The sequence below is a fragment of the Methylobacterium aerolatum genome (assembly GCF_022179085.1).
GTDB classification, from domain to species: domain Bacteria; phylum Pseudomonadota; class Alphaproteobacteria; order Rhizobiales; family Beijerinckiaceae; genus Methylobacterium; species Methylobacterium aerolatum.
In genome coordinates this window covers 40,752-67,623 of the sequence record NZ_BPQE01000021.1, presented here as the reverse complement: position 1 = coordinate 67,623, position 26,872 = coordinate 40,752, and the positions used below count along the sequence as shown (strand labels likewise).

The following is a 26,872-nucleotide window of genomic DNA, read 5'->3' as shown; positions in this document are numbered from 1 at the left end:
GACAGACCACCGGCGTCCCCCGAGCGCAACCCTCAGGCCGGGCCGGACAGTTTCATCGTGACGAGGCCGGCGACGATGAGGATTGCCGCCGCGAGGCGGGCGGGGGTCACCGCCTCGCCGAGCCATACGATGCCGACGAGGAAGGCGCCCACGGCGCCGATCCCGGTCCAGACCGTGTAGGCGGTTCCGAGGGGCAGGGACCGCATGGCCAGGGACAGGAGGGCGAAGCTCGCGATCATCGTGACGATCGTGACCGCCGTCGGCCACGGCCGGGTGAAACCGTCGGACTGCTTCATGGCGAAGGCCCAGACGACTTCGAGAAGTCCTGCGATGAGAAGAGTGATCCACGCCATGACGGCCCCCGGGACGAAGGGCCGGGCCGTCCCGGACTTGAGATGCCCCCGCGCGGAGGGGCTGCGGGAGCAGGAGGACGTGGCCTCGCCGGGTTGGAAGTGGCGCGACCGCTCCGGCCCGTCAAGCCCACGCACGCGAGCGGGCCGCAGGGCGGTCCTTCGTTGACGCGGGCTCCCCGGCGGCGGCAAGGTCGCCGCGCTTCATGGGTCTGAACCGGACGATGACACAGGACACCCTGCGCCTCGGCGCGTTCCTCTACGCCACCGGCCACCACGTCGCCGGCTGGCGGCACCCGTCCAGCGAGGCGGATGGCGGGCTCGTGCTCGACCGTTACGTCGGCTGGGCGCAGCGCGCCGAGGCGGCGCAGTTCGACCTCCTGTTCCTGGAGGACGGCACCGGCATCCGCGACGCGAACCTCCGCTCCAGCGAGCGCACCGCCCGCTCGACGCATTTCGAGCCGGTGACGCTGCTCTCGGCGCTGGCGGCGGTGACGCGCCGGATCGGCCTCGTCGCCACCACGTCCACCACCTTCAACGAGCCCTACAACGTCGCCCGCCGCTTCGCCTCCCTCGACCATCTCAGCGGCGGCCGGGCCGGCTGGAACCTCGTGACCTCCGCCACCGACGCGGAGGCGGCCAATTTCGGCAACGACACCATCGCCCGCCACGCCGACCGCTACGAGCGGGCGGAGGAGTTCGTGGATGTCGTCCTCGGCCTGTGGAACACCTGGGACGACGGCGCGGTGATCATCGACAGGGAGAGCGGCCAGTTCTCGAAGCCGGACGGGTTCCGTCCCCTGAACCATCACGGCAAGCATTTCGAGGTCCGGGGGCCGCTCAACATCTCGCGCACGCCGCAGGGCCAGCCGGTGGTGGTGCAGGCGGGTGCCTCGGGGCCGGGCAAGGACCTCGCCGCACGCACCGCCGAGATCGTCTTCACCGCCAACCAGACGCTCGCCGAGGCCACCGAGTTCTACGGCGACCTCAAGGAGCGCATGGCCGGGTTCGGCCGGGAGCGTGACGACCTGAAGGTGATGCCCGGCCTGTTTCCCGTGGTCGGGCGCACCGAATCGGAGGCGCGGGCCAAGTTCGAGGCGTTGCAGGCGCTGATCGACCCCGTGGTCGGCCTCGCCCTGCTGGAGCGGATGATCGGTGGGTTCGACCTCTCGGGCTACGACCTCGACGGTCCGGTCCCGGCCTTGCCGGAGGCCAACGGCATCAAGTCCCGCCAGCAACTGATGTTCGACCTCGCCCGCCGCGAGGGGCTGACGCTCCGCGCACTCACCCTGCGCATCGCCGGGGCACGGGGCCACTCGCAGATCGTCGGCACGCCCGCGCAGATCGTGGACGAGATGGAGGAGCGGTTCCGGGCGGGGGGCGCGGACGGGTTCAACATCATGCCGCCGACTCTGCCCGGGGGCCTCGACGACGTCATCGCCCTCGTCCTGCCGGAGCTGCGCCGCCGGGGCCTGTTCCGCGAAGCCTACGAGCACACCACCCTGCGCGGGCACCTGGGCTCGCGCCCGCCCCGATGGCCCGCCCGCGCGGGCGCCGCCTGAGCGGAGAGACACCATGACGTCCGTGAACGCCATCATCGCCAAGGAAATCGGCGTGCGGGAGGCGCAGGTCGCCGCCGCCGTCACGCTCCTCGACGGGGGCGCGACGGTGCCCTTCGTGGCCCGCTACCGCAAGGAGGCGACCGGCTCCCTCGACGATGCGCAGCTGCGCACCCTGGCCGAGCGCCTCGGCTACTTGCGCGACCTCGAGGATCGGCGCGCCACCGTGCGCGAGGCCATCGACGCCCAGGGCAAGCTCACCGCGGACCTCTCCTCGGCCATCGCCGCCGCCGAAACCAAGGCGCGGCTGGAGGACATCTACCGTCCCTACAAGACCAAGCGGCGCACGAAGGCGCAGACCGCCCGCGAGGCCGGGCTCGGGCCCCTGGCGGAGGCGCTGCTGGCCAACCCGTCGCAGGCGCCCGCCGCGGTCGCCGCCCGCTTCGTCGCGGTGGACAAGGGCGTGCCCGATGCCGAGGCGGCGCTGGAGGGGGCGCGGCACATCCTGATCGAGCGCTTCGCCGAGGATGCCGACCTCGTCGGACGCCTGCGCGAGGAGTTCTGGCGGGCGGGTAGTGCGGTCTCGAAGGTCCGCAAGGGCAAGGAGGCGGCGGGCGCCAAGTTCGCCGACTATTTCGACTGGTCGGAGCGGCTCGCCCGGATGCCCTCGCACCGGATCCTCGCCCTGTTCCGGGGCGAGAAGGAGGAGATCCTCGATCTCGACCTCGCCGCCGAGGGGGAGGAGGCGCCCGCCGGGCAGCCCGGCCCCTTCGAGACGGCCGTCGCCCATCGCCACGGCGTCGCCGACCGGGGCCGCCCCGGCGACCGCTGGCTCCTCGAAACGGTGCGGGCGGCGTGGCGCACCAAGCTGCGCACCGGCATCAAGGCCGACCTGCGCACGCGCCTGTTCGAGTGGGCGGAGGACGAGGCCGTGAAGGTCTTCGCCGGGAACCTGAAGGACCTGCTGCTCGCCGCCCCCGCCGGGGGCCGGGCGACGCTGGGACTCGATCCCGGCTACCGCAACGGCGTGAAGGCCGCCGTGGTGGACCGGACCGGCAAGGTCGTCGCCGTGGAGACCACCTATCCGCACGAGCCGCAGCGGCGTTGGAGGGAGGCGGTCCAGACGCTGGCCCGCCTCTGCCGCCAGCACAAGGTGGAGTTGATCGCCATCGGCAACGGCACCGCCTCCCGCGAGACGGACAAGCTCGCCACCGAGATCCTCGCCGCCGAGCCGGATCTCAAGATGGCCAAGGTCACGGTGTCGGAGGCCGGCGCCTCGGTCTACTCGGCCTCCGAGATCGCGAGCCGCGAACTGCCCGACCTCGACGTGTCGCACCGCGGCGCGGTCTCGATCGCCCGGCGGTTGCAGGATCCCCTGGCCGAACTCGTGAAGATCGATCCGAAGTCCATCGGTGTCGGGCAGTACCAGCACGACATCGCCGAGGGGAAGCTGACGCGCTCCCTCGACGCCACCGTGGAGGACGCGGTGAACGCCGTCGGCGTCGATGTGAACACCGCCTCGCCCGCCCTGCTCGCGCAGGTCTCGGGCCTCGGCGCGTCGCTGGCCGGGAACATCGTGGCGCACCGGGACGCAAACGGCCCGTTCCGCACCCGCACCGACCTGAAGAAGGTGGCGGGCCTCGGGCCAAAGACCTTCGAGCTGGCGGCGGGCTTCCTGCGCATCCAGGACGGCGAGAACCCCCTCGACGCGTCGGGCGTCCACCCGGAGGCCTATCCGGTGGTCCGGCGCATCCTGGAGGCGACGAAGAGCGACATCCGCCGCCTCATCGGCAACGGCGCCGTGCTCCAGACCGTCGCGCCCGAACGTTTCGCGGACGCGCGTTTCGGCCTGCCCACGGTGCGCGACATCCTCGCGGAACTGGAGAAGCCCGGCCGGGACCCGCGCCCGGCCTTCCGCACCGCGACCTTCCAGGAGGGCGTCGAGACCCTGTCCGATCTGAAGCCCGGGATGCAGCTCGAAGGGGTGGTGACGAACGTGGCCGCCTTCGGGGCCTTCGTCGATATCGGCGTCCATCAAGACGGGCTGGTCCACATCTCGGCCATGGCGCGCCGCCGCATCGCCTCACCCTCCGAAGTGGTGAAGGCGGGCGACGTGGTGCGCGTCCTCGTCCTGTCGGTGGACGTGCCGCGCAAGCGCATCGGCCTGTCGATGCGCCTCGACGATCCGATCGATCGCCCGACCCCCGGCGCCCGCCCGGAGCCACGCCCCGAGCCGCGTCCGAAGGATCATCGTCCCCCGCCGCGCCCCCAGCCGTCCGGTTCGCGCCCCGAACCGTCCAGTTCGCGCCCCGAACCGTCCGGTGCCCTCGCCGACGCCCTCCGCCGTGCGGCGGAACGGGGGAAACGTTAGAGCTCCTCACAAAAGTCCCGATCACCGGGAGTTCTCCCTCTGGCCTCGGCGGCGCAGCGGGAGTGTCGTGAGAGGCTCTTAGGCCGCGGTGGCCGCGAGCACGCGGGAGTAATCGTTCTCGGCCTCGGCCTTGGAGAGATCGTAGCCGGTCTGGAGATTGGTCCAGAATTGCGGCATCGTGCCGAAGCGCTTGCCCAAGCGGATGGCGGTGTCGGCCGACACCCCGCGGCGCTCGCGGACGATCTCGGTGATCCGGTTGGTCGGCACGCCGATCTGTGCGGCGAGGCGCGCCGCGCTGAGGTCCAGGGGAACGAGGAATTCCTCCCGGAGGACTTCACCCGGATGGGTGCGGATGCGCGGCATGGCTTCCTCTCGTCAGTGATAGTCCACGACTTCGACGGCTTCGGGTCCGGCATCGCCCCATCGGAAGCAGATGCGCCATTGGTCGTTGATCCGGATGCTCCATTGGCCCTCCCGGTCGCCCGTCAGCGCCTCGAGGCGGTTGCCCGGCGGTGAACGCAACTCGTCCAGCACCGTCGCGGCATCGAGCATGTCGAGTTTGCGGGCGGCCACCTTGGCGCAGGATTGCCACCCCGCCTTACAGGTCCCGTCCCGCACGAACGCCTCGGTGGTCCTATCGGCGTAGCTCTGGATCATTGTCTTCCGTGATACGGATAGCGTATTGCCGGAAGGGGGGCAAGGATCCCGGCTCCCCGACCGGGAGCGCGGTCCTCAAATCCCCGCCAGGTGCCGCCACACCGCCCGCGCGGTGACGGCCGAGACGCGGACGTTGGATTCCTGCGTGACCCCGGCGATGTGCGGTGTGAGGATCAGGTTCGGCACGTCCGCGAAGATCGCGCCCGCCTTGGCGTCGAGGGGTTCGCTGGCGAACACGTCGAGGGCGGCGCCGCCGAGATGGCCGGTCCTGAGGGCCTCCGCGAGGGCGGTCTCGTTGACGAGGCCCCCCCGCGCCGCGTTGATGAGCACCGCGCCCCGCGGCATCCGGGCGATGACGTCCGCGTCGATCAGGCCGCGGGTCTCGGGGGTGAGGGGGACGTGCAGCGAGAGCACGTCGCTGCCCGCGATCAGCGCCTCGCGGTCGAGGCGCGCCACGGGGCCGTGGGGCTGGTTCCAGGCCGGATCGCCGGCGGGGACGAACGGGTCGGAGGCGGCGACGCGCATCCCCAGGGCGGCGGCCCGGCGGGCGGTCTCCCGGGCGTTGGCGCCGAAGCCGATCAGGCCGAGGCGCTTGCCGGCGACCTCGCGGCCCATCAGCGCGTTGCGCGGCCACTGCCCGGCGGCGACGGCGGCGCTCGCCCCGTAGGCGCCGCGCAGAAGCAGCAGCGCGGCGGCGATCACGTATTCGGCCACCGCCCCGTCATTGGCCCCCGTGGCCGGGTGGACCGCGATTCCGCGCGCCCGGCAGGCGGCCATGTCGATGTTGTCCAGGCCGACGCCGAGGCGGCCCACCACCGTCAGGCGCGGGGCGGCCTTGAGCAGGGAGCCGCGCACCTGCGTCCGGTTGCGCACGATCAGCGCCTCGGCGCCGGCGAGGGCGGCGTGGAGATCCTCCGGGCGGTCCACGAGGGTCGGATCGTAGAGGGTGTCGAAGCCGGACAGTTCGGCGGCGATGGCCGCCTCGTCCATGAATTCGCTGATGACGACCTTCGGCATGAACCCTCTTCTCCTGGAGGCCCGCCGAGACGGCGGCGCCCGCGGACCATGACGTGATCCGCGGGCGCCGGGGAAGGGGCCCGCCGGACGAACCGGCGGGTGCTGTCGTCGGGTCGGGCCGGCCTACGCCGCCATCGGCGCGTAGCGCTTGTGGCCCTTCACGTCGAAGCGGTCGAGCATCATCACCTTGTCCCAGACCTTCGCGAAGTCGGCCACGAAGCGCTTGTGGCCGTCCACGCCGGCATAGGCGTCGGCGATGTTGCGCAGCTGCGCGTTGGCGCCGAAGACGAGGTCGCTGCGGGTGGCCTCGAACCGCGTCTGGCCGCTCTCGCGGTCCTTGAGCACGAAGGCGTGCCCCTGGTCATCGGCCTTCTCCCAGACGAGATCGACACTCGTCAGGTTCTTGAAGAAGTCCGTGGTCAGCACGCCCACCCGGTCGGTGAAGACGCCCTTGTGCGAGCCGTCGTGGTTGGCGTTCAGCACCCGCAGGCCTGCGGTGAGCACCGTCCATTCCGGGGCGGTCAGGGTCATCAGGTTGGCCTTGTCGAGGAACATCTCCTCGGGGGACACGCCCTGGGACATGGCGCCGAAGCCGTCGTCCACGTAGTTGCGGAACCCGTCCACCACGGGCTTCAGCCACTCGAACATCTCGATGTCCGTGAGCTCCTGGGTGGTGTCCACCCGGCCGGGGGTGAAGGGGACCTGCGTCGGAACGCCGGCATCCTGGGCGGCCTTCTCCACCGCCGCGCAGCCGCCGAGCACGATGAGGTCGGCGAGCGAGACCGACTTGCCGCCGCCCGAGCCGTTGAACTCGGTCATGACGGCGCGCAGGGCCTCCACCACCGGGGCGGCCCGGCGGTTGACGGTCCAGTCCTTCTGCGGGGCGAGGGCGAGGCGCGCGCCGTTGGCGCCGCCGCGCTTGTCGCTGTCGCGGAAGGTCGAGGCCGCCGAGAAGGCGGTGAAGGCGAGGTCGGAGACCGACAGGCCCTTGGCCAGGATCGCCTGCTTCAGCGTGGCGATCTCGGCCTCGCCGATGGGCTGGTGGCTCGCCTCGGGGATCGGGTCCTGCCAGAGCAGGCCGTCCTCCAGCTTCGCCTCCTTGCCGAGGTAGCGGTGGCGCGGGCCCATGTCGCGGTGGGTCAGCTTGTACCACGCCTTGGAGAAGGCCTGGGTGAAGGCCTCGAAGTCATTGAGAAACTTCTCGCAGACCTTGCGGTATTCCGGATCGACCTTGAGGGCGATGTCGGAGGTCATCATCATCAGCGGGTGCATCTGACCCTCGACATGGGCGTCGGGGGTCTTGGGCGCGTTCGGGTCCTTGGGCGTCCATTGCAGGGCGCCGGCCGGGCTCTTCGTCTGCTCCCACTCGTACTTGAAGAGGTTCTCCAGGTAGGCGTTGTCCCACTTGGTCGGGTCGGGGGTCCAGCTGCCCTCGATGCCGTTGGTCATCGTGTCCTTGCCCGCGCCGGTGCCGCGCGGGTTGTGCCAGCCGAGCCCCATCGCCTCCATCGGCGCCATCTCCGGCGGCGGGCCGATCTCCTTGGCCGGGGTCATGCCGTGGCTCTTGCCGAAGGCGTGCCCGCCCGCGATCAGCGCCACCGTCTCCTCGTCGTTCATGGCCATGCGGGTGAAGGTCACCCGGATGTCGTGGGCCGAGCCCTGCGGGTCGCCGTTGGCGTAGGGGCCCTCCGGGTTCACGTAGATCAGCGACTGGTGCGAGGCGGCGAGCGGGTTCTCCAGGTCGTAATCGGCGTCACCGTTCTTGCCGCGCCAGCGCTTGTCGCGGTTCACCATGTCGTCGAAGCTCGACACGGTGCCCATGTCGACGACCTCGGGACCCCAGTAGGTGGCGTTGTCCGCCTCCCAGGCGTCGAGGCGCCCGCCCGCGAAGCCGTAGGTCGGGAAGCCCATGATCTCCAGGGCGCAGTTGCCCGTCAGCACCATCAGGTCGGCCCAGGACAGGGCGTTGCCGTACTTGTGCTTGATCGGCTGGAGCAGGCGGCGCGACTTGTCGGTGTTGCCGTTGTCCCACCACGAGCTGATCGGCGCGAAGCGCTGCATGCCCGTGCCGGCGCCGCCCCGGCCGTCCGCGATGCGGTAGGTGCCGGCGGAGTGCCACGCCATGCGGATCATCTGCGGGCCGTAATTGCCGTAATCCGACGGCCACCAGGAGACCGACGAGGTCAGGAACTGCTTGATGTCGGCCTTGAGCGCGTCGAGGTCGATCTTGGCGAACTCGGCGGCGTAGTCGAAGTCCGGGCCGAGCGGGTCGGCCGCGAGGCCGTTCTGGTGGAGCACCTCGATCCGCAGGCGGTGGGGGTACCAGTTCTCCAGCGTCGGGCGGCTGCCCTGGGCGCCGCCGATGCGGTCGCCGCCGAAGGGGCATCGGCCCGCCATCTCGTAGCTCGTGGTGTCCGTCTTGTCGTTCGCAAAGCCGTCCATGTGATTCCCCGTTCGAAGGACGCGCGCACCATCGTGCGAACCGGGCCGCGCACTCCATCCACGCCCTCACCTAGGGGGGAATGTCTGGCGAGGAAGACGGCGGCGGTCGCCGCGTTCAAGGGTCACACGGAAAACGGGCAGGGGTTACACGGGAAACGGATGGGGCGGCGCCGGGGGGGCCTTGACCCCCGCACGGAACCATTCATGCAACGTGGCTATATCTGTCGTCTCCAGCCCGTCTCACGTTGTCGAGAGTACCCCCTTGCACCGACGCACTGTCCTCCTCGGCGGCTCCGGCGCGACCCTGCTCGGCCTGCTCGGCTCGTCCCTCGCATCGCCGGCGGAAGCCGCCGCCCCGCACGATGCCGTGGCGCCCGCGCCCGGCCCCTTCGAGGCGTCGAGCGTCCGCCGCCTCGCGCAGGCCCTGTCGAAGCAGCCCTACAAGGCCCCCTCGACGGACCTGCCGAAGGCCCTCGAGTCCGTGACCTACGACCAGTACCGGGGCATCCGCTTCCGGAAGGACCGGGCGCTGTGGCGCGAGCAGAAGCTGCCCTTCGAGGTGCAGTTCTTCCCCCGCGCCTTCCTGTTCCGGTCGGCCGTCGAGATCTTCGAGGTGGCCGACGGCAAGGCGACGCCGGTCCCCTACAGCCCCGACCTGTTCACCTACGACGAGCCCTCGCTCCGGGTGAGCGAGCCGATCGGCTTCGCCGGCTTCCGGATCCACACGCCCGGCGCCAACGGCGGGGACAGCGACGAACTCTGCGCCTTCCTCGGGGCGAGCTACTTCCGCGCCGTCGCCAAGGGCCAGCATTACGGCCTGTCCGCCCGCGGGCTGGCCATCGGCACGGGCAACCCGAAGGGCGAGGAATTCGCCCGCTTCCGCGCCTTCTGGCTGGAGCGGCCGGGACCGGATTCCCGCACCCTGGTGATCCACGCCCTCCTCGACAGCGAGAGCGTGACCGGCGCCTACCGCTTCACCGTGCGGCCGGGCGACGCCACGGTGTTCGACGTGGAGAGCGTGCTCTACCCCCGCCGCGACATCGCCGAGCCCGGCATCGCCACGCTGACCAGCATGTACCAGTTCGGCCCCAAGGAGGCCCGGCGCTTCGACGACTGGCGCCCGGCGGTGCACGATTCCGAGGCGCTGCTGATGTGGACCGGCGGAGGCGAGCAGCTGTGGCGACCGCTCGCCAACCCCGTGGACCTGCAGTTCAGCGTCTTCGGTCAGTCCAACCCCAAGGGCTTCGGCCTGATGCAGCGCGCCCGCGCCTACCGGGACTTCGAGGATCTGGAGGCGCAGTACGAGAAGCGGCCGAGCCTGTGGATCGAGCCGATCGGCGATTGGGGGCAGGGGGGCGTCGACCTCGTTGAGATCCCGACGCCCAACGAGACCAACGACAACATCGTCGCCTTCTGGCGGCCGAAGGACAAGCTGTCCGCCAACGGCGAGTACACCTTCACCTACAGGATGCACTGGGCCTGGGACACGCCCTGGCCGACGCAGCTCGCCCGGATCACCACCACCCTGATCGGCGCCGGGCCGGAGGAGGGGAGCCACCTCTTCGTCATCGACGTGGCGGGCGAGGGCGTGAAGGGCAAGGGCGAGGACGCGAAGCTGCGCCCCGAGGTCTCCGCCAGCAAGGGTAAGGTCACCAACCTGTCGGCGATCCCGAACCCCGAGACGGGCGGCTGGCGCATCAGCTTCCACCTGATCCACGGCAACGAGAAGCTCGTCGAGCTGCGCGCCATCCTCCTCGGCGAGGCGGGGCCGGTCTCGGAGACGTGGCTCTACCGCTGGACCGCGTGATGGAAGCCACCCAGGCCAAGGCTCACGCCGACGCGCCCGCCGGTGCGCCTGTCCCGGCCTCCGCCCTCGCCCCGGCCCTTCCGCCGCCCTCGCCGCTGGCGATGCCGGTCCAGTCCCTGCGGGAGGGGCCGCCGCGGGTGGAGGGCGCCCCCGTGGCGCCCCGCTCCCTCGTGTTGACGCGGATCCTCGTCATCGGCGGCGCCGCGCTGATGACGGCCATCGGCGGGCGGCAGATGTTCCTCGTCCTGAACGGGTCGGGGGAGAGCACGCTGGGCTGGATCGTCCTCGTGCTGTTCGTGGTCCTGTTCGCCTGGATCGCACTGGCCTTCACCAGCGCGCTGGCCGGCCTCGTCGACATGCTCGGCCGGCGTCGGCGCCAGCCCGCCGGCACGGGCCCGCTGCCGACGCTGACCGGCCGCACCGCGCTGCTCATGCCCTGCTACAACGAGCATCCGGCCCGGGTCACAGCGGGGCTCCAGGCCATCTCCGAATCCCTCGCCGCCACGGGGCGGCTCGACCATTTCGACATCTTCCTCCTCAGCGACACCACCGACCCCGACGTGTGGCTCGCGGAGGAGGCGGCCTTCCTCGCCCTCAGGGAGCGGACCGGCGGGCACGGGCGGATCTTCTACCGGCGGCGCGCGAAGAACACCGAGCGCAAGGCGGGCAACATCGCCGACTGGGTGCGCCGCTTCGGCGGCGCCTACCCGCTGATGCTCATCCTCGACGCGGACAGCGTGATGGAGGGCGACACCATCGTGCGCCTGTCCGCGATGATGGAGGCGGAGCCCGGCACCGGGCTGATCCAGACCCTGCCGGTCATCGTCAACGGCACCACGCTCTTCGCGCGGATGCAGCAATTCGCCGGGCGGGTCTACGGCCCGCTCATCGCCCACGGCATCGCCCTCTGGCACGGCACGGAGGGCAATTACTGGGGCCACAACGCCATCATCCGCACCCGCGCCTTCGCCGAGCAGGCGGGGCTGCCCCTCCTGCCCGGCCGAACCCCCTTCGGCGGCCACGTCCTGAGCCACGATTTCGTGGAGGCGGCGCTGATCCGCCGGGGCGGCTGGGCCGTGCGGATGGTGCCGGACCTCGGGGGCAGCTTCGAGGAGGGGCCGCCCTCCCTGACCGACGTCGCCGTCCGGGACCGGCGCTGGTGCCAGGGCAACCTCCAGCACGCCGCCATCCTGCCGACCAAGGGGCTGCACTGGGTCAGCCGCCTTCACCTCATGATGGGGATCGGCAGCTACGTCACCTCGCCCCTCTGGCTGGTCTTCCTGCTGGCGGGCGTGCTGATCTCGCTCCAGGCGCGCTTCGTCCGGCCGGAATATTTCGGCGACGAGCGGTCCCTGTTCCCGAACTGGCCGAAGGTCGATCCGGTGCTGGCCGGCCAACTCTTCGGGGCGACCATGGCGGTGCTGCTGGCGCCGAAGCTGATGGCCTACATCGCCCTGCTGTTCGATCCGGCGGCCCGGCGGGCGAGCGGCGGCGGCCTGCGTGCCTTCCTCGGGATGCTGATCGAGACGCTCGTCGGCGGCCTGATCGCCCCCATCGCCATGCTGATCCAGACCTCGGCGGTGGCGGGCGTGCTGCTCGGCCGGGATTCCGGCTGGAACGCCCAGCGCCGGGACGACGGCCGGGTTCCCCTGCGCACCGTCGTGGCGGGCTACTGGCAATACACGGTGTTCGGGCTGCTCCTGGCCGGGGCGGCCTACGCGGTCTCGACGCCGCTGTTCCTCTGGATGACCCCGGTGCTGATCGGCCTCGGCCTGGCCGTTCCGCTGGTCCTGCTCACGTCGAGCCGCAGCGCGGGCCGGGCTTTGCGGCGTCTCGGCCTGCTGCGCACCGTGGAGGAGGCCGCGCCGCCCCCCTCCCTCGTCCGGGCCGGGGAGCTCTACCGGGATCTCGTCCGCCAGCCTGAGGAGGAGGCCCTGTCCCGCCTCCTGCGGGATGACGCACTGCGGGCGCACCATCTCGATGCCCTGCCGCCGCCGCGCCAGCGGGGCGAGGGACCGCTCGACACCGCCCTCGTGGTCGGCCTCGCCAAACTCGCCGACGCCGACACCCTGGAGCCCGCCTGGGCCTCCCTGACGCGGGCGGAGAAGGCGGCGGTGCTGGGCTCGCGGGAGGGCGTGGAGCGGGCGGTGGCGATGGCGGCCTGACACCCTCATCGTCATTGCGAGCGGCAGCGAAGCAATCCAGGGACGCGCCAAGATCGGGCAGCGGCCCTCCGCCCCCTGGATTGCTTCGCTGCGCTCGCAATGACGGCAGGGGCGCGGTGAGGGCCGCGACCCTACCGATAGTCCGTCGGCGTCAGCCCGTACCGGGCGATCTTGTCGTAGAGCGTCTTGCGCGGCGTCCCGAGGGCCTCCGCCGCCAGCCGCACGTCGCCGCCGGCGATGATCAGCTCCTCCCGGATGAGATCCCGCTCGAACCGCTCCACGTGCTCGGCGAGGGTCCGGGCGGGGCCGCCGTCGGTCGCCTTGTCCTCGGGGGCGAAGCCCAGGGCGCAGCGTTCGGCGAAATGGCCGAGTTCGCGGACGTTGCCCGGCCAGTCGTGGCGCTGGAGATGGTCCCGCACGGCCCGCGTCATGGCGGGCGGCTCGCGGCCGAACTTCGCGGCGGCGCGGGCGAGGAAGTGCTGGAACAGCAGCATCACGTCCTCCCGCCGGTCCCGCAGGGGCGGGATCGCGATCGTGATCACGTTGAGGCGGTGGTAGAGGTCGTCGCGGAAGGTGCCCTGGGCCGCCGCCTGGCCCAGATCGACCTTGGTGGCCGCCACCACGCGCATGTCCACGGGGCGGACCTCGTTGGTCCCGAGCGGCTCCACCGCCCGCTCCTGCAGCACCCGCAGCAGCTTCACCTGGAGCGGCAGGGGCATGCTCTCGATCTCGTCGAGGAACAGGGTGCCCCCTTGCGCGTGCTCGATCCGCCCGATCCGCCGCTTCAGGGCGCCGGTGAAGGCCCCGGCCTCATGGCCGAAGAGTTCGCTCTCCACCACGCTGTCGGGCAGGGCGCCGCAATTCATGGCGACGAAGTGGCGCTCGGCCCGGCGGCTCCAGCGGTGCAGGGCGCTCGCCACCACCTCCTTGCCCGAGCCGGTCTCGCCCAGCACCATCACGTCGACGTCCGCCGCCGCCACGTCGCGGACGAGGCGCCGGAGCTTCACGATCTCCGGCGAGAGCCCGAGGAAGGCGGGGTCCTCGTCGAGGGCGGCATCGAGGCGGGCCCGGAGGCGCCGGTTCTCCACCACGAGGCGCCGCCGCTCCAGCGCCCGGCGCACCGAGGCGACGAGGGCATCGGCCGGATAGGGCTTGGCCAGGAAGTCGACGGCGCCGCCGCGCAGTGCCGCCACCGCCATGGAGATGTCCCCGTGGCCGGTGATGAGGATCACCGGCAGGTCGGGATCGGCCCGGTGCAGGCGCTCCAGCAGGGTCCGCCCGTCGGCCCCCGGCAGGCGCACGTCGCTCACGACCACACCCGGCGCCTCCGCCAGGATGGCGGCCAGGGCCGACTCGGCGTCGCCGAAGGTCTCGACCCTGAGGCCCTCGAGCTCCAGGCTCTGCCGGTTGGCCCGGCGCACATCCTCCTCGTCGTCGATGAAGACGACGCGCTCGGCCGCGTCCCCGCTCATGCGCCTGCCTCCTCCCCTGGGTGGGCCTCTTCGAGCGCCGCGCGCACCAAGTCCACGCGGAACACCGTGCCGCCCCCCTCCGCGTCTCGCACGCCGAGCGTGCCGCCGCACTCCTCGATGATGCCACGGCTGATGGCGAGGCCGAGGCCGAGGCCGTCCGCCTTCGTGGTGAAGAACGGCTCGAAGATCTGCCCGCGCGCCGCCTCGGGAATGCCCGGCCCGTTGTCGCGGACCTCGATCACGACTCGCGCCGCCTCGGCCGTCACGGCCACGCCGACCCGGCGGGTCTGCCGTCCGGCCACGGCGTCGAGGGCGTTCTGCACGAGGTTGACGAGCACCTGCTCCAGGCGCGGCCCGTCGCCGATCACCGCGAGGCCGGGGGCCGCCTCGACGGCGAGGGGCGTGCCCTCCGCCTCGGCCCGCGACGCGGCGACCTCCAGGGCCCCGCGCAGGAGCGCCTCCACCGGCACCGGCTCCCGGCGCCCCGAGGCCCGGCGGGCGAAGCCCTTGAGCTGGCGGGTGAGGGCGCCGATCCGGTCGGTCAGGCGCCCGATGGCGGCGGCGTTCTCCGCCGCGTCCTGCGTCCGGCCCCGGTCGATCAGCTTGGCCGTGTTGTCGGCGTAGGTGCGGATCGCGGCCAGCGGCTGGTTGATCTCGTGGGCAATGCTGGCGGCGAACTGGCCCAACGCCGCGAGCCGCCCGGCCTGGGCCAGCTCCCGCCCCAGACGTTCCCGCTCGGCCTCCGAGCGGCCGCGCTCGGCGATCTCCTCGTGCAGCCGGTCGTTGGCCGCGCTCAGCTCTTGGGTGCGCTCCGCCACCCGCGCCTCCAGCTCCGCGCGTCGGGCCGTCGCCTCGGCCAGCCTCTGCCGGGTGCGGGCCCGGCGGCTCACCCAGACGGCGAGGCCGGATCCGGCGAGCCCCATGGCCAGCACCGCGATCAGCCGCGCCTGGTCGCGCTCCCGTGCCACGGCGCCGGTGATCGGCGTGAGGCTGTAGATCCGCCAGTCCGCCTCGCCGACGGGGGCGTCGCGCAGCATCGCCGGCCGCGCCGGCTCGGCGCCCCGGCCGACCCGCACCAGCCCGTCCGCGGCGGGGAACAGCGGCATCCCGGACAGGGGCGCGTCGCCGAAATCGAGGGAGGCCCGGGCCTGCGCCTGGGTCGCGGCGTCGAGGGGCGTGAGGGTGCGGAAGCGCCACGCCGGATCGCTCGCCACCAGCACGATCCCCCGGGCGTCGGTGACGAAGACGGATTCGTGGGCCGTCCGCCACGCCGCCTCCACACCGTCGAACTCGATCTTCACGACGACGACCCCGGCCCCGTCGCCGATCCGGCGGGAGAGGTAGAAGCCGGGGCGGCCGCTCACCGTGCCGAGGGCGAATTGCGCGCCGGAGCCCGTCGCCGTGGCGTCCCGGAAATACGGGCGGAAGCCGTAGTTGCGCCCGACGAAGCTGCCCTCGCCGCCGGCATTGCTCGCCGCCACGGTCACGCCGTCCCGGCCGATGACGTAGATCACCGCCGCGCCCGTCGCCTCCGCGATCTCGGCCAGCCGGGCGCTGACCCGGTCGGCGAGGCCCGGCTCGGCGCCGGGCCGCACCACGGCGGCGATCTCGGGATCGGAGGCCAGCGCCAGGGGCAGGGCGCTCTGGCGCTGCATCTCGGCCCGGAGCGCGCCGGACTGGATGAGCAGCGTCGCGCGGGCCTGCCGGTCAAGGTCGGCGAGGGCCGAGCGTTCGGCCGCCCGCCCGGCGAGCCACGCCGCGAGGAGGGTCAGCGCCAGGGCCGCGACGACGACGGCGGGGCGGCCGGGGCGCCAGCGTCCGGGACCGCGCAGGGATGCGCTCACGGCCCGCGCCCCGATGCGGTTCCCCGGACAGCTTCGCGGGCGGCGTTGCGGATTTCCGGAACGGCGTCGTCGGGCGCCTCGGGCCGGAGTGGAAAAAGATGTTCTCTCACAATGGTTTAAAAAATCCCATGCCGGTGTTCCGGGCTGGCACACCGGTTGCCATTCCCAAAGCGTATCGCAGTCCTGCCGGTAACGCATGACTGCCATCGGGAACAACAACAGCGGTGGAAGGCCCGGCCGTTCGGCCGGCGGCAACCGTCGCACCACGATCCCTGCCTTGGAGGAACCGCCACGATGGCCGCCGTACCGTCCCCCCTCACCGCGCCGCATCCGCCGGCCAAGCCGAAGCCGTTCTACCGCACCTTGTACTTCCAAGTGCTGGTCGCCGTGGCGATCGGCATCCTGCTCGGCCATCTCTACCCGCAGCTCGGCGCCGAGATGAAGCCGCTGGGCGACGCCTTCATCAAGCTCGTCAAGATGATCATCGCCCCGGTGATCTTCCTGACGGTGGTCTCCGGCATCGCCGGCATGACGAACCTGGAGAAGGTCGGCCGGGTCGGCGGCAAGGCGCTCCTGTACTTCCTCACCTTCTCGACGCTGGCCCTGATCGTCGGCCTCATCGTCGCGAACGTGCTCCAGCCGGGCAACGGCCTGCACATCGACCCGAAGTCCCTCGACCCGAAGGCGATCGCCACCTACGCCGGCAAGGCGAAGGAACAGAGCATCGTCGAGTTCCTGATGAACATCATTCCCTCGACGGCGGTCGGCGCCTTCGCGGGCGGCGAGATCCTTCAGGTGCTGTTCTTCTCGGTGCTGTTCGGCTTCGGGCTGGCCTTCCTCGGCGAGCGCGGCAAGCCGGTCCTCGACATCATCAAGGTGCTGTCGGAAGCCATCTTCGGCGTCGTCAACATCATCATGAAGGTCGCCCCCATCGGCGCCTTCGGCGCCATGGCCTTCACCATCGGCAAGTACGGCATCTCCTCGCTCGCCAACCTCGCCTACCTCGTCGGCGCCTTCTACCTGACCTCCGCGATCTTCGTCTTCGTCGTGCTCGGCGCGGTCGCCCGGTACAACGGCTTCTCGATCGTCAAGCTGATCCGCTACATCAAGGAGGAGCTGCTCCTCGTTCTGGGCACCTCGTCCTCCGAGTCGGCGCTGCCCTCCCTGCTGTCGAAGATGGAGCGGGCGGGCTGCTCGAAGCCCGTCGTCGGCCTCGTGGTCCCCACCGGGTACTCGTTCAACCTCGACGGCACCAACATCTACATGACGATGGCGGCGCTGTTCATCGCCCAGGCGACGGACACCCCGCTCAGCCTCGGCGAGCAGGCCCTGCTGCTCCTCGTGGCGATGCTGTCCTCGAAGGGGGCGGCGGGCGTCACCGGCTCGGGCTTCATCACCCTCGCCGCGACCCTCGCGGTGGTCCCCTCCGTGCCGGTGGTCGGCATGGCGCTCATCCTCGGCATCGACCGGTTCATGTCGGAGTGCCGCGCGCTGACGAACTTCATCGGCAACGCGGTGGCCTGCATCGTGGTCGCCCGCTGGGAGGGCGAGGTCGACGAGGCCGCGCTGGCCGCCACGGTCGGCACCAGGGCGGCGCCTCCCGCGCCGGCCCTCCAGCCCGCCGAATGATCCGCCGGCCGCCCCCTTCGCGGGGGCGGCGGGGCCCGGAACCCAAAGGACCCGCTCCGGGCATTCCGGGGCGGGTCCTCTCGCGTGGAAAAGCCTCCCTCACGGCTCGCCCAGGGGGCCGGCATGGTCGCCCAGCACCCGGCTGCGCAGGGTGCGTCGGCCGAGCGTCAGGGCGAAGATGTCGAACACCCCCGCCCGGTCGTTCGCCATGAGGAACTGGAAGTGCATTCGAAAGGGGCGCAGGCGGATCTGCCGGTAGGTCGCGGCGTCGATGATCTCCTTGAACTTCGCGGAGCGGACGAAGGGGTTGAGAACCTCGTCCTCGCTCAGGCCGAGGGGCAGGTCGCGCGCCGGGCGGAAGCCGGGGAAGTTCATCCAATCCTGCGGCGCCTGGTAATCGACCCAGACGAGGCGGGGGCAGGTCACGAGGCGGGCGATCTCCGCGCGGGTCTCGTCGGCCCGGGGCTGGAGCGCGACGATCGGCAGGCTGGAGCCGAGCGTCAGGAGGGAGAGGACCGGCCCCTCGCGGCCGAGGCGGGGATCACCCGCCAGCATCCGGTCGGCCAGCTCGACGGCGGCGAGGCCGCCGGTCGAGTGGCCGACGAGCAGGATCTCGTCGAACTCGACCTCCCGGAGGCGCGCCAGCGCATGGCCGGCGAAGGCGTCCAGCCGCGCCCGGTAGTCCGGCCGGCGGCCACGGGCGTGCTGCCAGTGGAACACCCAATCGTGCATCAGCTGCCAGAGGAAGGTGCCGTCGAGCCGCGGCGCCAGGAACCGCAGCCCGACGAGGCCGCCCAGGCCCCCGATCAGCAGCGGGAGCCAAACCGGCAGGGCGAGCCCCACACCCAGGTGATCGTAGCCCAGCAGGCCGTGCCCCAGGGCGCCGGAGAGGAGTACCCCCACCAGCAGGACGAGGGACATGACGAAGGGATAGACAATGACGTTCCCGCACTTCCAGTTGGCGCGGTAGAGGCGGAGCAGGGTGCCGTTCACGGCCCCGTGCAGGATCGCGAGGGTGTTGAGGCCCGCGCCGATCCAGTGGGACCGGGCCATGTCCCGGCGGACGAGGTCGCTCCAGAGCAGGACGTCGTACTCGGTACGCGTCCGGGTTCCCCCGTCCTCGGCCTCGACGGTCCAGCTCTGGCTCAGCCCGTCCGCGCTCGCGACGGGGCGGGAAACCCGCGGAAGCGGCACGCCGAAGATCCGGGCGTAACGGCGGATCTCGCGCAGGAACAGGGTGCGGTAGCGGCGCTCGCCGTCCGGGTCGTAGCCGGGGAGATAGAACAGGATGCGGCGCGCCACCGGCGGGTCGGGATCCGGCAACGCCCGCTGCGGGGTGAAGGCGATCTGCATCGGCGGCGGGGCGGGGGCCGCCTGCGACGTCCGGGCCCACGGACGCCGGATCCCCGCCGCCCAGAGCCACGCCCCCGGGCCGGTCGGCCGGCCTGTTCGGGGCGGCCCTGTACTTCCCGCTTCCTGACGCATGAAATAGGGGTGAAACCTTGAAGCCCGATGCGGGAACGATGCCGGCGACACGAATGCCCCCCGCGACGACTTCCCCACTGCCGTGACGCCAGGTCAAGAGCACGGATCCAACACGGAGCCTTAAAAGTTCTCCCGCGAGGACGGGGGGCGCCGACCCGCCGAGGCCCGCCGGGCGGGCCTCAGCGATAGCCCTCCGCCTGCAACGCGAACAGCTCGGCGTAGCGGCCGCCTGCGGCGAGCAGCGCCACGTGGGTGCCGGTCTCCCGCACCCGCCCGCCTTCGATCACCACGATCCGGTCCGCCATGCGCACCGTCGAGAAGCGGTGGGAGATGAGCAGCGCCGTGCGGCCCTGCGCGAGATCGCGGAAGCGGCGGAAGACCTCGTATTCGGAGCGGGCGTCGAGCGCGGCCGTCGGCTCGTCGAGGATCAGTACCTCCGCGTCGCGCATGTAGGCGCGGGCGATGGCGATCTTCTGCCACTCGCCGCCGGAGAGATCGACGCCGTCCTCGAACCGGCGGCCGAGGCGCTGGTCGTAGCCGCCGGGCAGCCGCGCGATCACGGCATCCGCGAGGCTCTTGCCCGCCGCCGCCGCGATGCGGGGCGCGTCGTCCGCCGCCTCGATCCGGCCCGCCGCGATGTTCTCCCCCGCCGAGAGGTCGAGGCGCAGGAAGTCCTGGAAGATCACGCCGATCCGCGCGCGCAGGTCCTCGGGGGCGTAGGCGCGCAGGTCCGTCCCGTCGAGGAGGATGCGTCCCTCCGTCGGGTCGTAGAGGCGGGTGAGGAGCTTCACCAGGGTGGTCTTGCCGGCTCCGTTCTCGCCGACCAGCGCCACCACCTCGCCCGCGCGCAGCGTCAGGTCGAGGTGGCGCAGCGCCCAGCCGGGGCGGTCCGGGTAGCGGAAGCCGACATCCTCGAACACGAAACCCGAGGCCAGCGGGCGCGGCACCGGCACCGGCCGCGCGGGGACGGGCATGGCCGGGGCGATGGTGAAGAAGCCGAACAGGTCGTCGAGATACTGCGCCTGCCCCGAGATCTGCGACACGCCCAGCAGCAGCCCCTCCACGAGGCCGCGCAGGCGCAGGAATGCCCCGGAGAGGAAGGTGAGGTCGCCGATCGAGAGGGCGCCGGTCATCGTCCGCCACAGGATCAGGACGTAGGCGAGATAGTAGGCGCAGGTCCCGAGCGCCGCGAACAGGCCGCCCCACAGGCCGCGCCGGGCCGCGAGGGCGGCGTTCTCCGCGACGATCCGCTCGGAGAGGAGCCGGAAGCGGTCGGTGAGGTGCCCGGACAGGCGGAACAGCTTCACCTCCTTCGCGCTCTCCACGCCCGCGCCGAGGTAGCGCAGGTAATCGGCCTCCCGCCTCTCGGCGGTGCGGGTGAAGGCGAGGCGGTAGCCGTGGCGGTTGAAGTGCAGCTCGTTGAGGAAGGCCGGCACCAGGGCGGCCACGAGCAGCACCACGAGGCTCGGCGCGAAGGCGACCACCCCCGCCGCGAGGGAGAGCACCGTCACGAGGTCCTGGGCGCGGCCGAGCATCTGGGCGACGAGGTTCGCCCGCCACGTGACCTGGCGGCGTGCCCGCTCCAGCCGGTCCTGCACCGCGCTGTCCTCGAACTGCGCGAGGTCGAGGGCCGCCGCATGGTCCATCAGGCGCAAGGTGACGGCGTTGCCCGTGCGGTCGGCGAGCACCGTGTCCGCGTAGGTCGTCGCCCGGGTGAGCCCGTCGGAGAGGATGGCGAGGCCGAACTCGGCGGCGACCAGCAGGCCGATGCGCAGGACGTGGGGGTCCGCGAGCCAGTCCGCCGAGGCGGGCGGGGCGGCCCGCAGGGCCACCACGGCGTCGAGGATGAGCTTGGCGAGGTAGAGGCTCGCCACGGGGATCAGCGCCCGCGCCAGCCGCAGGCCGACGCTCGCCACGGTCAGGGGCCGGCTCGCCCGCCAGGAGAGCCGCGCCAGCGCCGGCAGGTGGCGGAAGGCCCTGGCCGAGGGGGCGAGCGTCTCGCGCAGCGCTCGGCCGAGGGAGGCGGATCTGGGGGCGGGATCGGAGGCGGCGCTCATGCTGCGGGGGGAGATCGGCCCGCGGGACCGATCGGCAACACCCCGGCGACCTAAGCGCGGCGGAATGGCTCCACCGCCCCCGGACTTGCCTTCGATGGATGGCGTCCGGCTACGCCGCCCGCGCCAGATCGCCCTCGAGCGAGGACAGCGCCCGTTCGAGGGCCGCGAAGCAATTCGGATCGAACGCGGTATCGAGGTCCGCGCGCAGGATGCCCAGCGCCTTCTCGACGGGCATGGCCTTCCGGTATGGCCGGTCGGCCGTGAGGGCGTCGAACACGTCGGCCACCGAGACGATCCGCGTCTCGACGGCGATCGCCTCCGCGCTCAAGCCGCGGGGATAGCCCCTGCCGTCGAGACGTTCGTGGTGGCTGCCCCCCACCCGCGCCATCTCGTGGAAGACGGGGACCTGCGCCAGGATCGTCTCCGACAGGATCGCGTGGCGGCGCATATCCGCCCACTCGGCATCGTCGAGCTTGCCGTTCTTGTCGAGGATCGTGTTCGAGACGCCGAGCTTGCCGATGTCGTGCAGGAGCGCGGCGCGCCGCAGCCAGCGGCGGCGCGCGGGGTCCCATCCGAGTTCCGCCGCGATCATGTCGGCGTAGACCGCGACCCGCTCGGAGTGGCCCGAGGTGAAGGGGCTCTTGGCGTCGATCACCTGGGCGAAGGCCCGGGCGATGTCGTCGAGGTAGTCGTCATCGACGGCGATGTGGCGCTGGTCCGGTTCGAGGGCCGACACGGCGGCGGCGACCCCGTCCGAGCCCAGCGTCTCCCAGAAGCCCGGTTCGGCGATGGCCTGCTCGAAGGCGGCCACGACCTGCGGATCGAACCACGTCCCCGACCGGCTCCTCACCTCGGCGATGGCCGCCGCGGGCCCGGCGGCGGTGTGGAACACGTCCGTGACCTGGGCGAGGAGGGCGATGCGCGCGTAGAGGGGGATGGCGGCGCCCGCGAGCCGGTCCGGCCGCCCCTTGCCGTTCCAGTGCTCGTCCAGTCCGTGGATCGCCGCGCAGACGGCGGGGGGAAAGCGCAGGCGCTTCGCAATCTCCGCGCCGCGCTGGCAGCGGGTCTGGATCAGGTCGTCGACGATCTCGCCCCCGTTCTGCAGGATGTTGAGCACCGCCCGGAATCGCTCGGCGAGGCCCGCCTTCAGGCCGGTGTGGGAGAACACGAAGCCCAGAACCTTGGGCAGGCTGTCGCTCACGGTCTTGAAGTCGCGCTTGAAGCCGAGATCGTCCGACAAGTAGAGGGCGCAGATCCGCGCGGCGTTGCTGGAGCAGCCGAGGTCCTTCAGCATGATCGTGTAATAGAGTTCCCACAGATCCCGCGGCCCGAGCCCGAGGACGCGGCCGACCTTCATCCCGACGAAGGTCGCCCGGACGCAATGGCCTTCGGGCTGGCCTTCGGTCAGGTCGAGGGCGTGGCTGAGCGCTGCCAGGATGTCCGACAACCGCACATTGTCGCGCCGCTCGGCGGCCAGGAAAGCGATGCTGGCGTCCATGTCGGGGGTCCCTGTTGCTGTGTGCAAGACTAATACGAGACCGTTAAGATGATCTGTCATGTAGATTTTGCGCCTATAGCGCGAAAATATCATAGACTACGCAACCAGCAGTTGTGAAAGGGCGCGGTGCCATCCGGAGATGCCAGCAAGATCTCGGGACGATGTGAGCGCGCCCGGGGGGCATCGCAGGCGCCGTCGACCCGCTTGCGGAGCGCCGTCCACCGCCCGCACAAGGGTCCCGTCCGTACGAGACCGGGATCGTGTCGCCCGGGCCTGCGGACGGGGGCGGGAGACGGCGGCACCATGCAGGTCAACCTGAGGACGCTCGGCGTCTTCCTCGCGGTGGCCGAGACGGGCTCCTTCCGCAAGGCCGCGGACGTGGTGCATCGCTCGCAATCGGCGGTCAGCATGCAGATCAAGCAGTTGGAGGAGCAACTCGGCCTGCCCCTGTTCCACCGCACCACCCGGCGCGTGCTGCTGACCCGGGAGGGCGAACTCCTGCTAGGCTCGGCCCGGCGGGCCATGGCCGCCCTGGAGGACGGGCTCGGCCAGCTGCGCGACGCCGCCGCGATGCAGACGGGCCACCTCGCCCTGGGCTGCGTGCCGAGCGTGGCGGCCACCGCGCTGCCTGGCGTGCTGGCGGCCTTCCAGCGGGATTTTCCCGGCATCCGCGTCACCCTGCTGGAACTGCCCTCGGAGGATCTGCTCCAGGCCATCGCCCGGCAGGATGTGGAGTTCGGCATCGGCCCCGGCGTGGCCTTCGCGGGGGATTTCGCCTTCCGGCCCTTCGCCCGCGACCCGATCCTCGCGCTCGTGCCGGCCGCCCTCGACACTCCCTCGCGGGAGGCGATCACGCTCGCCGACCTCACCCGCCTGCCGATCCTGATGTATGCGCGCTCCGCCGCGCTCCGCGGCAACCTGGAGCGGGAGCTCGCGGCCCGGGGCCTCGCCTTCGACATCCGCTACGAGATGCTCCACGCCCCCACGCTCGTCGCCTTCGCCAAGGCCGGGCTCGGCGTCGCGATCCTGCCCAAGGTCACCATCCCCGCGCGGCTCGGAACCCGGCTGCGGGCGGTGCCGATCATCGAGCCGCGCCTGGAGCGCAGCCTCGATGTGATTACCCGGCGTGGCCACGCCCTCTCGCCCGCCGCCCGCCAGCTCGCGGACCTCCTCGCCGCCCGGTTCGGACGGGGCGAGGCGTCCATTGATCTCGAAAGCTGATCAATCGTTGAGATAATCGCGTTTGCCGATCACGGCGTCGCGGGCCTAGACCGGAGGCCGACGTCCCCACCGTCTTTGCTCCCGCTCGCAATGACGGCGCGCAGCGCCCGAACACGAGACGCCCATGTCCCGCCAGATGAAGCTCATCGCCTTCCTCCAGGCGCAGAACTGCTCGAACTACCCGGCCTCCTGGCGCCACCCCGCCTCGATGACCGATTGGAACACGGCGGAGTACTACCAGCGGATCGGGCGCATCCTGGAGCACGGCAAGTTCCACCTCGCCTTCTTCGACGACCGCCTCGCCATCCCCGACCGCTACGCCGACGACGTGGCGCTGACGATCGAGCACGGCATCCGCGCCGCCAAGCTCGATCCGATGATGACCGCCCTCACCATGGGGCTCGCCACCCGGCATCTCGGGATCGGCTGCACCTATTCCACCACCTATTACGAGCCGTTCCACGTGGCGCGGATCTTCGCGACCATGGACAACCTGCTCGGCGGCCGGGCGGCCTGGAACGTCGTGACCTCGGTGAACGATTCGGAGGCCGCCAATTTCGGCCGGGACGAGCACCTCGCCCACGACCTGCGCTACGACCGCGCCGACGAGTTCATGGAGGTGGTCCTCGGCCACTGGGACACCTGGGAGGACGACGCCATCCTCCACGACCGGGCGAGCGGCCGCTTCGCGGACCCCGCCAAGATCCACCGGCTGGCGCACGAGGGGCGGTTCTTCAAGTCCCGCGGCCCCTTCACCGTGCCGCGCTCGGCGCAGGGGCACCCGGTGGTCATCCAGGCCGGGCAGAGCGGGCGCGGCAAGGAATTCGCCTCGCGCTGGGGCGAGCTGGTCTTCGTGATCTATCCCAACCTCGCGGTGGGGCAGGCCTCCTACAAGGAGATGCGCGAGACGCTGGCGGCGGCGGGGCGCGAGACGACCGCCGTGGCGCCCGCCGTCTACCCGGTGGTGGGCGAGACGCAGACCATGGCCGAGGACAAGCTCGCGATGATCGAGAACCTCGCGCAGCCCGCCGACGCCCTGGCCCTCCTCTCCGAGGTGCTGAACTACGATCTCTCGTCCAAGCGGCCGAACGAGCCCTTCACGGTCGAGGAACTCGAATCCTTGAGCGGGATGCGCAACATCCGCGACCGGGCGGTGAAGATGTCGGGCAAGCCGAACCCGACCATGGCCGAACTGGTGAAGGCCAGCGGCCGGGGCACGATCCGCGAATTGCCGGTCTTCTGCGGCACGCCCGCCCGGGTGGCGGACCAGATGCAGGACTGGTTCGAGACCGCCTGCGACGGCTTCGTCGTCTCCGCGACCCACTCGCCCGGCGCCTACGAGGATTTCGTGCGCCTCGTCGTGCCGGAACTGCAGCGGCGCGGCCTGTTCCAGACGGAGTATGCCGGGCGGACGCTGCGCGAAAACCTCGGCCTCGCCCGCCCCGCCCGGAACGCGTGGCGCACGCAGGGGGACGGCCGATGAACGCGATTCCCACCCCCATCCGGGCGGAAGCCCTCGATCCGGGCCTGTTCAAGCGGGGGATGCGGCGGCTCGCGGCCGGCGTCAGCCTCGTGACCACCCTCGATGCCGAGGGCCCGCACGGCTTCGTGGCGACGGCGGTCACCTCCGTCTCGGCGGAGCCGCGCCCGCGCCTCCTCGTCTGCGCCAACCGCGCCTCGTCCACGCATCCGCGCATCGGGGCCACGGGGCGCTTCTGCGTGAATTTGCTCGCCGAGGAGGACGAGGCCATCGCCCGTCGGTTCGGCGCCGCCGACCGGAGCGCGCGTTTCGCCGCCCTCGATTGGGTGCCCCTCGCCACCGGCGCCCCGGCCCTGCCGCAGGCGCTCGCGAGCTTCGATTGCCTCGTCGAGACGCGGATGGAGGCGGGCTCCCACACGGTGTTCGTCGGCGAGGTCCAGGACGTGCGCCTGTGGCGCGAGGAAGGAGCGCCGCTGCTCTACCTCGACGGCGCTTTCGCCCGGGTGGCGAGGGAGGCGTGACGGGCGCCTCACGCCCGCTTCGGGCGCACCAGCAGCACCGCGCCAAGGGCGAAGACCGAGAGGACGAGGTAGGCCGCCGGGAAGCCGGCTTGGTGGGCCAGCGCGCCGAAGAGCGGCGGCCCGACGACGATGCCCGCATAGGTGAAGAGCAGGCCGCCCGCCGTGGCGGCCCCGACCTCCGCTTGGTCCACCTCCCGCATGATCTCCGCGAGGAAGACGCCGTTCCAGCCCGTGGCGCTGGCCCCGAACAGGATCGCCACCGGGAGGGAGAGCCATGTCGGCCCGACTTCGAACAGGCCCGCGGCCAGCAGGCACGACAGCGCCATGCCGAGCCCGAGGACGACCAGCACCCAACGGGGCGCCCCCGTCCGGTCCGCCACATGGCCCCAGAGCGGGCGGCCGAGGATGCCCGCGACCTGGCTCGCGCTGAGGCAGAGGCCCGCGGTGACGAGGTCGTGGCCGACGGCCGAGACGAGGTAGACCACGAGGAACGTGCTGAGCACGAGCTGCATCGCCCCGAAGACCGAGGACATGCCCGCGAGCCGGAGCAGGCGGGGATTGCGCAGGATCAGGGAGAGCGGATCGAGCAGGCGGCGGCGGTACAGGCCGCGTCCGGCGACCCGCTCCCGGCGAACCAGCGGCGAGGCGGTGCTGAAGGCCCCCGCGACGAGGATGCTCCCGAGGGCGAGGACGAGACAGGCCTCGCTCCAGCCGTTGCGGCCCCCGTGCCAGCCGATCAGGGGCGGCACGAGCAGCCCCGCCAGCACGCCGCCCAGCGGCACGCTGGTCTGGCGGATCGAGACGATGAGGGTGAAGGCGGGCGAGCCGATCTGATGGGCCATGGCCTGGGAGCTCGCGGGCGTCAGCGGCCCGTAGAACAGGCCGATCAGCATGGTGCCGATCAGCAGGCCCGGGATTCCGCCGGTGGCGAAGATCGCGAGGCCGACGGCCGCCCCCACCACGCAGGCGAAGCTCAGGCGCAGGGGGCCGAACCGCTGGATCAGCCCCACCGCCACGAGGTTGCCGATCAGCACGAAGACGTAGACGAGGCCGGAATAGGCGCCCGCCGTCTCGGGCGGGATGCCGTAGGTCCGGGCCACCGCCTCCGCCATCACCGGCGGCGACAGGCTCATCATCGAGACGGCCGCCTGCGGGAACATGGTCGCGAACAGCAGGCCGGTCATGCCGCCGCCGGGATTGCCGCCGCCGGGATTGCCTCCACCGGACTTGCCTCCACCGGGCTCGGGAGCGGAGGGGCCGGACGGCGCGGCGGGGTTCGAAGACGGCATGGGCTCAC

19 protein-coding genes are annotated in these 26,872 nt (G+C 71.7%); 8 read left to right on the top strand and 11 right to left on the bottom strand.

What is annotated here, in order from left to right; all coding sequences use genetic code 11:
• Nucleotides 1-32: 32 nt before the first annotated feature.
• Nucleotides 33-353, bottom strand: a complete 321-nt coding sequence (locus tag MFF06_RS14920) for a DMT family transporter (protein ID WP_238205256.1) — start codon at nucleotides 351-353, stop codon at nucleotides 33-35.
• Nucleotides 354-574: 221 nt separating this feature from the next.
• Here MFF06_RS14920 and MFF06_RS14915 point away from each other — a divergent pair, with 221 nt between their 5' ends.
• Together MFF06_RS14915 and MFF06_RS14910 are read left to right on the top strand one after the other, a co-directional pair.
• Nucleotides 575-1,912 (top strand): LLM class flavin-dependent oxidoreductase, encoded by a 1,338-nt coding sequence (locus MFF06_RS14915; RefSeq protein ID WP_238205255.1) that lies wholly within the window; start codon nucleotides 575-577, stop codon nucleotides 1,910-1,912.
• Nucleotides 1,913-1,925: 13 nt separating this feature from the next.
• Nucleotides 1,926-4,280, top strand: coding sequence for a Tex family protein (locus MFF06_RS14910; protein WP_238205254.1), 2,355 nt, complete (start codon nucleotides 1,926-1,928; stop codon nucleotides 4,278-4,280).
• Between the two features lie 78 nt (nucleotides 4,281-4,358).
• Here MFF06_RS14910 and MFF06_RS14905 read toward each other — a convergent pair whose 3' ends face one another.
• From MFF06_RS14905 to katG, 4 genes are all read right to left on the bottom strand, one after another.
• Nucleotides 4,359-4,643, bottom strand: coding sequence for a HigA family addiction module antitoxin (locus MFF06_RS14905; RefSeq protein WP_238205253.1), 285 nt, complete (start codon nucleotides 4,641-4,643; stop codon nucleotides 4,359-4,361).
• Nucleotides 4,644-4,655: 12 nt separating this feature from the next.
• Nucleotides 4,656-4,937, bottom strand: a complete 282-nt coding sequence (locus MFF06_RS14900; RefSeq protein WP_238205243.1) for a type II toxin-antitoxin system RelE/ParE family toxin — start codon at nucleotides 4,935-4,937, stop codon at nucleotides 4,656-4,658.
• A gap of 75 nt (nucleotides 4,938-5,012) precedes the next feature.
• Nucleotides 5,013-5,954, bottom strand: coding sequence for a hydroxyacid dehydrogenase (locus MFF06_RS14895; protein WP_238205226.1), 942 nt, complete (start codon nucleotides 5,952-5,954; stop codon nucleotides 5,013-5,015).
• Between the two features lie 123 nt (nucleotides 5,955-6,077).
• Nucleotides 6,078-8,396 (bottom strand): catalase/peroxidase HPI, encoded by a 2,319-nt coding sequence (gene katG, locus MFF06_RS14890; protein WP_238205223.1) that lies wholly within the window; start codon nucleotides 8,394-8,396, stop codon nucleotides 6,078-6,080.
• A gap of 262 nt (nucleotides 8,397-8,658) precedes the next feature.
• Here katG and MFF06_RS14885 point away from each other — a divergent pair, with 262 nt between their 5' ends.
• Nucleotides 8,659-10,203 carry an OpgD/OpgG family glucan biosynthesis protein gene (locus MFF06_RS14885; RefSeq protein WP_238205213.1) on the top strand — a complete coding sequence of 515 codons (1,545 nt, stop codon included), beginning with the start codon at nucleotides 8,659-8,661 and terminating at the stop codon, nucleotides 10,201-10,203.
• Nucleotides 10,203-12,368: a glucans biosynthesis glucosyltransferase MdoH gene (gene mdoH, locus MFF06_RS14880; RefSeq protein ID WP_238205211.1), complete on the top strand. Its 2,166-nt coding sequence runs from the start codon at nucleotides 10,203-10,205 to the stop codon at nucleotides 12,366-12,368. Before MFF06_RS14885 ends, mdoH begins: the two co-directional genes overlap by 1 nt.
• 131 nt (nucleotides 12,369-12,499) lie before the next feature.
• On the opposite strand, the gene MFF06_RS14875 is transcribed toward mdoH, so the two are convergent.
• Nucleotides 12,500-13,840 carry a sigma-54-dependent transcriptional regulator gene (locus tag MFF06_RS14875; protein WP_238205209.1) on the bottom strand — a complete coding sequence of 447 codons (1,341 nt, stop codon included), beginning with the start codon at nucleotides 13,838-13,840 and terminating at the stop codon, nucleotides 12,500-12,502.
• Nucleotides 13,837-15,684: a sensor histidine kinase gene (locus MFF06_RS14870; RefSeq protein ID WP_238205207.1), complete on the bottom strand. Its 1,848-nt coding sequence runs from the start codon at nucleotides 15,682-15,684 to the stop codon at nucleotides 13,837-13,839. Before MFF06_RS14870 ends, MFF06_RS14875 begins: the two co-directional genes overlap by 4 nt.
• A 294-nt stretch (nucleotides 15,685-15,978) precedes the next feature.
• Between MFF06_RS14870 and MFF06_RS14865 the strand changes: the two genes are divergently transcribed.
• Nucleotides 15,979-17,313: a dicarboxylate/amino acid:cation symporter gene (locus MFF06_RS14865; protein ID WP_238205205.1), complete on the top strand. Its 1,335-nt coding sequence runs from the start codon at nucleotides 15,979-15,981 to the stop codon at nucleotides 17,311-17,313.
• 99 nt (nucleotides 17,314-17,412) lie between these two features.
• Here MFF06_RS14865 and MFF06_RS14860 read toward each other — a convergent pair whose 3' ends face one another.
• The 3 genes from MFF06_RS14860 to MFF06_RS14850 all read right to left on the bottom strand — a co-directional run bounded on the left by MFF06_RS14860 (nucleotide 17,413) and on the right by MFF06_RS14850 (nucleotide 22,353).
• Complete coding sequence (locus tag MFF06_RS14860; RefSeq protein WP_238205203.1) at nucleotides 17,413-18,666, bottom strand: alpha/beta hydrolase; 1,254 nt, start codon at nucleotides 18,664-18,666, stop codon at nucleotides 17,413-17,415.
• Nucleotides 18,667-18,977: 311 nt separating this feature from the next.
• A complete protein-coding gene (locus MFF06_RS14855) occupies nucleotides 18,978-20,855 on the bottom strand; it encodes an ABC transporter ATP-binding protein (RefSeq protein ID WP_238205201.1) in 1,878 nt (625 codons plus the stop codon).
• Nucleotides 20,856-20,964: 109 nt separating this feature from the next.
• The gene (locus MFF06_RS14850; protein ID WP_238205199.1) at nucleotides 20,965-22,353 is read right to left on the bottom strand and encodes an HD-GYP domain-containing protein; all 1,389 of its coding nucleotides are present in this window, start codon (nucleotides 22,351-22,353) and stop codon (nucleotides 20,965-20,967) included.
• 303 nt (nucleotides 22,354-22,656) lie between these two features.
• Here MFF06_RS14850 and MFF06_RS14845 point away from each other — a divergent pair, with 303 nt between their 5' ends.
• The 3 genes from MFF06_RS14845 (at nucleotide 22,657) to MFF06_RS14835 (ending at nucleotide 25,575) form a co-directional block, all read left to right on the top strand.
• Nucleotides 22,657-23,574, top strand: a complete 918-nt coding sequence (locus MFF06_RS14845) for a LysR family transcriptional regulator (RefSeq protein ID WP_238205198.1) — start codon at nucleotides 22,657-22,659, stop codon at nucleotides 23,572-23,574.
• Between the two features lie 124 nt (nucleotides 23,575-23,698).
• The gene (locus MFF06_RS14840; RefSeq protein WP_238205197.1) at nucleotides 23,699-25,057 is read left to right on the top strand and encodes an LLM class flavin-dependent oxidoreductase; all 1,359 of its coding nucleotides are present in this window, start codon (nucleotides 23,699-23,701) and stop codon (nucleotides 25,055-25,057) included.
• Nucleotides 25,054-25,575 (top strand): flavin reductase family protein, encoded by a 522-nt coding sequence (locus MFF06_RS14835; RefSeq protein ID WP_238205195.1) that lies wholly within the window; start codon nucleotides 25,054-25,056, stop codon nucleotides 25,573-25,575. Before MFF06_RS14840 ends, MFF06_RS14835 begins: the two co-directional genes overlap by 4 nt.
• 8 nt (nucleotides 25,576-25,583) lie before the next feature.
• On the opposite strand, the gene MFF06_RS14830 is transcribed toward MFF06_RS14835, so the two are convergent.
• On the bottom strand, nucleotides 25,584-26,864 hold the full coding sequence (locus tag MFF06_RS14830) for an MFS transporter (RefSeq protein ID WP_238205193.1): 1,281 nt from the start codon (nucleotides 26,862-26,864) through the stop codon (nucleotides 25,584-25,586).
• Nucleotides 26,865-26,872 lie beyond the last annotated feature (8 nt).

Coding starts and splice junctions, on each gene's coding strand:
- MFF06_RS14845 (WP_238205198.1), top strand. CDS start 22,657: ATGCAGGTCAACCTGAGGACGCTCGGCGTCTTCCTCGCGGTGGCCGAG.
- MFF06_RS14875 (WP_238205209.1), bottom strand. CDS start 13,840: ATGAGCGGGGACGCGGCCGAGCGCGTCGTCTTCATCGACGACGAGGAG.
- MFF06_RS14840 (WP_238205197.1), top strand. CDS start 23,699: ATGTCCCGCCAGATGAAGCTCATCGCCTTCCTCCAGGCGCAGAACTGC.
- mdoH (WP_238205211.1), top strand. CDS start 10,203: ATGGAAGCCACCCAGGCCAAGGCTCACGCCGACGCGCCCGCCGGTGCG.
- MFF06_RS14865 (WP_238205205.1), top strand. CDS start 15,979: ATGGCCGCCGTACCGTCCCCCCTCACCGCGCCGCATCCGCCGGCCAAG.
- MFF06_RS14830 (WP_238205193.1), bottom strand. CDS start 26,864: ATGCCGTCTTCGAACCCCGCCGCGCCGTCCGGCCCCTCCGCTCCCGAG.
- MFF06_RS14900 (WP_238205243.1), bottom strand. CDS start 4,937: ATGATCCAGAGCTACGCCGATAGGACCACCGAGGCGTTCGTGCGGGAC.
- MFF06_RS14860 (WP_238205203.1), bottom strand. CDS start 18,666: ATGCAGATCGCCTTCACCCCGCAGCGGGCGTTGCCGGATCCCGACCCG.
- katG (WP_238205223.1), bottom strand. CDS start 8,396: ATGGACGGCTTTGCGAACGACAAGACGGACACCACGAGCTACGAGATG.
- MFF06_RS14905 (WP_238205253.1), bottom strand. CDS start 4,643: ATGCCGCGCATCCGCACCCATCCGGGTGAAGTCCTCCGGGAGGAATTC.
- MFF06_RS14920 (WP_238205256.1), bottom strand. CDS start 353: ATGGCGTGGATCACTCTTCTCATCGCAGGACTTCTCGAAGTCGTCTGG.
- MFF06_RS14915 (WP_238205255.1), top strand. CDS start 575: ATGACACAGGACACCCTGCGCCTCGGCGCGTTCCTCTACGCCACCGGC.
- MFF06_RS14835 (WP_238205195.1), top strand. CDS start 25,054: ATGAACGCGATTCCCACCCCCATCCGGGCGGAAGCCCTCGATCCGGGC.
- MFF06_RS14910 (WP_238205254.1), top strand. CDS start 1,926: ATGACGTCCGTGAACGCCATCATCGCCAAGGAAATCGGCGTGCGGGAG.
- MFF06_RS14855 (WP_238205201.1), bottom strand. CDS start 20,855: ATGAGCGCCGCCTCCGATCCCGCCCCCAGATCCGCCTCCCTCGGCCGA.
- MFF06_RS14850 (WP_238205199.1), bottom strand. CDS start 22,353: ATGGACGCCAGCATCGCTTTCCTGGCCGCCGAGCGGCGCGACAATGTG.
- MFF06_RS14895 (WP_238205226.1), bottom strand. CDS start 5,954: ATGCCGAAGGTCGTCATCAGCGAATTCATGGACGAGGCGGCCATCGCC.